4 protein-coding genes and 1 other annotated feature are annotated in these 4,907 nt (G+C 30.3%); all 4 genes read right to left on the minus strand.

Annotation, left to right across the window (positions count from 1 at the left end; translation table 11 throughout):
• Positions 1-123: 123 nt before the first annotated feature.
• Positions 124-2,544, minus strand: a complete 2,421-nt coding sequence (gene leuS, locus ACI3VO_RS06220; RefSeq protein WP_439757076.1) for a leucine--tRNA ligase — start codon at positions 2,542-2,544, stop codon at positions 124-126.
• A gap of 136 nt (positions 2,545-2,680) precedes the next feature.
• Positions 2,681-2,872 (minus strand) — a binding site (T-box leader).
• Positions 2,873-2,917: 45 nt separating this feature from the next.
• Positions 2,918-3,268 carry a ribosome silencing factor gene (gene rsfS / locus ACI3VO_RS06225; RefSeq protein WP_439757077.1) on the minus strand — a complete coding sequence of 117 codons (351 nt, stop codon included), beginning with the start codon at positions 3,266-3,268 and terminating at the stop codon, positions 2,918-2,920.
• 73 nt (positions 3,269-3,341) lie between these two features.
• A complete protein-coding gene (gene yqeK, locus ACI3VO_RS06230; RefSeq protein WP_439757078.1) occupies positions 3,342-3,920 on the minus strand; it encodes a bis(5'-nucleosyl)-tetraphosphatase (symmetrical) YqeK in 579 nt (192 codons plus the stop codon).
• The gene (gene nadD, locus ACI3VO_RS06235; protein WP_439757079.1) at positions 3,913-4,602 is read right to left on the minus strand and encodes a nicotinate-nucleotide adenylyltransferase; all 690 of its coding nucleotides are present in this window, start codon (positions 4,600-4,602) and stop codon (positions 3,913-3,915) included. The genes yqeK and nadD overlap by 8 nt, the downstream gene beginning before the upstream one ends.
• Positions 4,603-4,907: the final 305 nt, after the last annotated feature.

Consider the following 4,907-nt stretch of genomic DNA (forward strand, 5'->3'; position numbering starts at 1 on the left):
ATTTGTATATATTTTTTAAATGAATATAATTTTCTATATGTTATAAGAAAATCTTTATCCTAGAGAGCCAAAAAAAGGATGCTACGATATCGTAACATCCTCTGTATATGCTAATTTTTATAATTATTTTACAACTATATTAACTAATTTTTTAGGTACAGCTACAACTTTAACTACATTTTTGCCTTCTATAGAAGCTTTTACTTTTTCGTTTTCTAAAGCAACTTTTTCCATATCTTCTTTAGACATGTTTGCATCTATACTTAATTTAGCTCTTACTTTACCGTTAACTTGAACTACTATTTCAACTTCGTCCTTAACTAGAGCTTTTTCATCGAATTTTGGCCAGCTTATATCGAATATGCTTCCTTCTTTACCTATCATTTCCCATAATTCTTCACCCATATGTGGTGTAAATGGAGCAAGTATAGTTATTATAGTTTCGATACCTTCTTTGATTATTCCATCATTTCTAGTATCTAATTCTTTGTATTTGTACATTTCGTTTATTAATTCCATTAATGCTGCTATAGCAGTATTAAATCCGAATTTTTCACTTAAATCATCTGTAACTTTTTTAAGTGTAGAATGTATAGTATATCTCATAGCTTTATCTTCTTTAGTTGAAACTTTTATTTCAGCGCTAGATTTTACTATGTCTTTTAATTCATCAACTAATCTGTAAACTCTGTTTAAGAATCTAAAGCATCCTTCAACACCTTGTTCAGACCAGTCTAGATCTCTTTCTGGTGGAGCAGCGAATAATACGAATAATCTAGCAGTATCAGCACCGTATTCATCTATTATTTCAAGAGGTGAAACTGTATTACCTTTAGATTTACTCATTTTGCTACCATCCATTAATACCATACCTTGAGTAAGTAGGTTTTTAAATGGTTCGTCGAAGTCTACCATTCCAATTTTCTTTAATGCTTTTACGAAGAATCTTGCGTAAAGTAAATGCATTATAGCATGTTCTACACCACCGATATATTGATCTACTGGCATCCATTTATTTACTACATCTGAATCGAACATTTTTTCTTCGTTTTTGTTGTCTATATATCTTAAGAAGTACCAAGATGAGTCAACGAATGTATCCATTGTATCTACATCTCTAGTAGCTGGTTTACCACATTTTGGACAAACAGTATTTACGAAAGTCTTTGAAGTAGTAAGTGGTGATTCACCTTTTCCTGTAAATTCAACGTCTGTTGGAAGTAATATTGGTAAATCTTCTTTGTTTACTGGAACTATACCACAGTCTTCACAATAAACTACTGGTATTGGAACTCCCCAATATCTTTGTCTTGATAATAACCAGTCTCTAAGTCTGTAGTTAACAGTCTTTTTACCTCTTCCTTCTTTAGCTAATTTTTCAGTTATCTTATCTTGAGCTGTTTTGTAATCTAATCCGTTAAATTCTTCTGAGTTTATTAATTTACCGTCTTCATCTATAACTGGTATTATATCAAGGTTGTATTTTTCAGCGAAATCTCTATCTCTATCGTCATGTGCTGGAACTGCCATTATTGCACCAGTACCATAGTCCATTAATATATAGTTTGCTATCCAAAGAGGTACTCTCTTACCATTAACTGGGTTTATTACGTATTTACCTATGAACATACCTTCTTTTTCAGCATCTGCAGCAGTTCTTTCAATTTCAGTTTTAGTATGCATTTTTTGAACGAATTCATTTACTTTTTCTTCGTATTCAGTACCAGCAACTAATTCTTTAACTAGTGGACTTTCTGGAGCTAAACACATGAAAGTAACACCGTAAGTAGTATCAGGTCTAGTAGTGTAAACTACCATTTTTTCGTCTGTTCCTTCTATATCGAATACTAATTCAGAACCGTGAGATTTTCCTATCCAGTTTCTTTGCATTGTTTTAACTTTTTCAGGCCAACCTTCTAAAGTATCCAAATCATTTAATAATTCTTCTGCAAATTCAGTAGTTTTGAAATACCATTGTTCTAGTTCTTTTTTAACTACTACAGAGTCACATCTTTCACATTGTCCGCCTACAACTTGTTCATTTGCAAGAACAGTTTCGCAAGATGGACACCAGTTTACATAAGATTTTTTCTTATATGCAAGACCTGCTTCTAAGAATTTTAAGAATATTTCTTGTGTAAATTTATAGTAATCAGGATTAGATGTAGCTAATTCTCTTTCCCAGTCATAGCTTAATCCTAATAATTTTAATTGATTTTTCATATCGTCTATGTTTTCATAAGTCCATTTTGCTGGATGTATTCCATGTTTTATAGCTGCATTTTCAGCTGGAAGACCAAATGAATCCCATCCCATTGGATGTAGTACATTATATCCTTCCATTTTCTTGAATCTTGCTACTACGTCACCTATTGAATAGTTTCTAACGTGACCCATATGTATTTTTCCTGATGGGTATGGGAACATTTCTAGTGTGTAATATAAAGGTTTTGAAGTATCTCTTGTATCAGTTTTATATTGATTTGTTTCTTCCCATTTTTTTTGCCATTTAGCTTCTACTTTTTTAAAATTGTAAACGCTCATTGTCCTACCTCCTAATTGTGTTAAATAAATTTCTTGTTTATTATCAAATTTATTTTATAAGAAAATTATACCTATCATAGTTAAAAAATTTATAATTGTATAAAATACAAAAATCCTCGTCCCTAAACATAATTTGTTTAGGGACGAGGATATATATTCTTCTCGCGGTACCACCCTAATTAGCCTATAAAAGACTCACTTAGATGGTCTATAAGCCAACCACGGCCAAATAATTTGATACTAACAAGTTCAGCAATACCATTTAACTAATTCACACCTGCCATTAGCTCTCTGAATAAATTATATTACCTACTACTTTAGTTTATTTGATAAAATTTTCAAATTTTCACTATAATTCAATATATTATCATTTTTAGTTTAAAGTGTCAACATCTACATATGGAGCATCTTTCCATAATTTTTCAAGGTTGTAAAATCCTCTATTTTCTTCGTCAAATACATGTACTATTATATCTCCATAATCAAGTAATATCCAGCTTTGTGTTTCATATCCTTCTTTAGCTCTTGGCTCTATACCTTCTTCAGTCAATGCATCTTGTACACTGTCAGCTATTGCCTTTACTTGTCTAGCTGAAGAACCTGTAGCTATTACAAAGTAATCACAAAGACTAGATACTTTTCCTATATTAATAATCGCTATATCTTGACCTAATTTATCATCAATTGCATCGTATGCAACTTTTACCATTTGTTCAACTGTCATTAATTTACCTCTCTTTCATATAAAATAACATATTTATTAATTATATCATAATATTCGACTTGAACCAATAAATTTAACGATTTTCTTGCATAAGATAATTTCTGGCACTTACACTTCTTAGATGAATTAACTGGTCGTTTTCTATAACAAATTTTATCGTATTATTAAATGAAGTGATTAGAGCCTTATCTAGTTGTCCTCCAAAAGATAATTCTCTAAGCTCTTCTACTCCAGGAAAATCTCTACCTTCTTCAATCATATCGGCAATAAATATTATCTTTTCCAGTATTGTCATATTTTCCCTTCCAGTAGTATGATACCTCACTGCATTTATTATATCCACATCTTCTATATTAAATACATCCTGAATCACATAAGATCCAATAACGCTGTGAGATAAGGCTATACTATCTACTTCCATAGGATCTAATATTATATCGTATTTTTTGACATATGCTTCAATCTGGTCCTTTGTAAAGTATTTTGCACAGTCATGTACAAGCCCTGCTAAATAAGCTTTATCTTTATCATATCCATATATCTCGCTTAATTTTACTGCACAATTTGCTACATTTATAGAATGCTTTAATCTCTTAGGCTTTAACATTTTTTTTAATTGCTCTATTATTTTTTCTGTCTCCAAATTATTCATCTCCAACTCCATATAAATTCTTTTCCATTATATATCTCTCTACGCTTTCAGGAATTAAATATCTCACTGAGTTCCCTTTTTTTAATTGATCTCTTATATATGTAGAAGAAATATCTAGAGATGGAACATATACATTTATTATATTGGCATTGTATTTTCTCTCAAGGCTTTCTATTTTATCTTGAGCTGTAAGCAAGCTTATCCCTGGTCTGGTAGCAGCTATAAAGGTAGCTAGCTTGAAATTTTCTTCTACATCCTTCCACTCTTCTATATCACAAATAGCATCTGCACCTGTTATAAAGAAAAATTCAGCAGTCGGATAATTCTTTTTTAAGTATCTAAGTGTATCTACTGTATATGTCTTTCCTTTTTTTTCAATTTCAGTATTAAATGCTAAAAAATCCTTGTTTTGTGCAATAGCTAAAAGTACCATATTGTATCTATCGTACTTATTAGTAATATTCCATAACTTATGTGGAGGATCTCCTGCTGGTATAAGTATGATTTTATCTAATTTATATTTACATCTAATAAATTCCACTGTTGCTAAATGTGCGTAGTGTATAGGGTCAAATGTACCTCCTAAAACACCAACTCTCAATCCTTCATAATTTTTTTCAAAATCCGCTATCTTATCATTGTTACAAAATGTAGACTCGATAACTAAATCATAAACACTCATCAAAATTCTCCTTTTTTATCACAAATATATACAGTATTATATCATTTTAATTATGTAAAGTAAAAAATGATTATTTTTTGTCAATAATTTTTTATATAGTATAATATAAATATTAACAAAAAGTGAGGAGAGTACACATGGCAATTATAACAAAAATAGAAGCTCAAAAGAAAAACGACGACAGAGTTAATATATATGTAGACGAAAAATTCTTTATGGCGATTTACAAGGAATTGGTCTTTTCCTTTAATTTAAAAAAAGGACAGGAAATAGATACAAATTATTTAAAAAGCATACTAGATAAT

Source organism: Intestinibacter sp. (genome assembly GCF_051866655.1).
Classification (GTDB): domain Bacteria; phylum Bacillota; class Clostridia; order Peptostreptococcales; family Peptostreptococcaceae; genus Intestinibacter.

What these genes read in the sequence shown, in the direction of transcription:
- nadD (WP_439757079.1), bottom strand. Translation starts at nt 4,602, where the DNA reads ATGAGTGTTTATGATTTAGTTATCGAGTCTACATTTTGTAACAATGAT.
- leuS (WP_439757076.1), bottom strand. Translation starts at nt 2,544, where the DNA reads ATGAGCGTTTACAATTTTAAAAAAGTAGAAGCTAAATGGCAAAAAAAA.
- rsfS (WP_439757077.1), bottom strand. Translation starts at nt 3,268, where the DNA reads ATGACAGTTGAACAAATGGTAAAAGTTGCATACGATGCAATTGATGAT.
- yqeK (WP_439757078.1), bottom strand. Translation starts at nt 3,920, where the DNA reads ATGAATAATTTGGAGACAGAAAAAATAATAGAGCAATTAAAAAAAATG.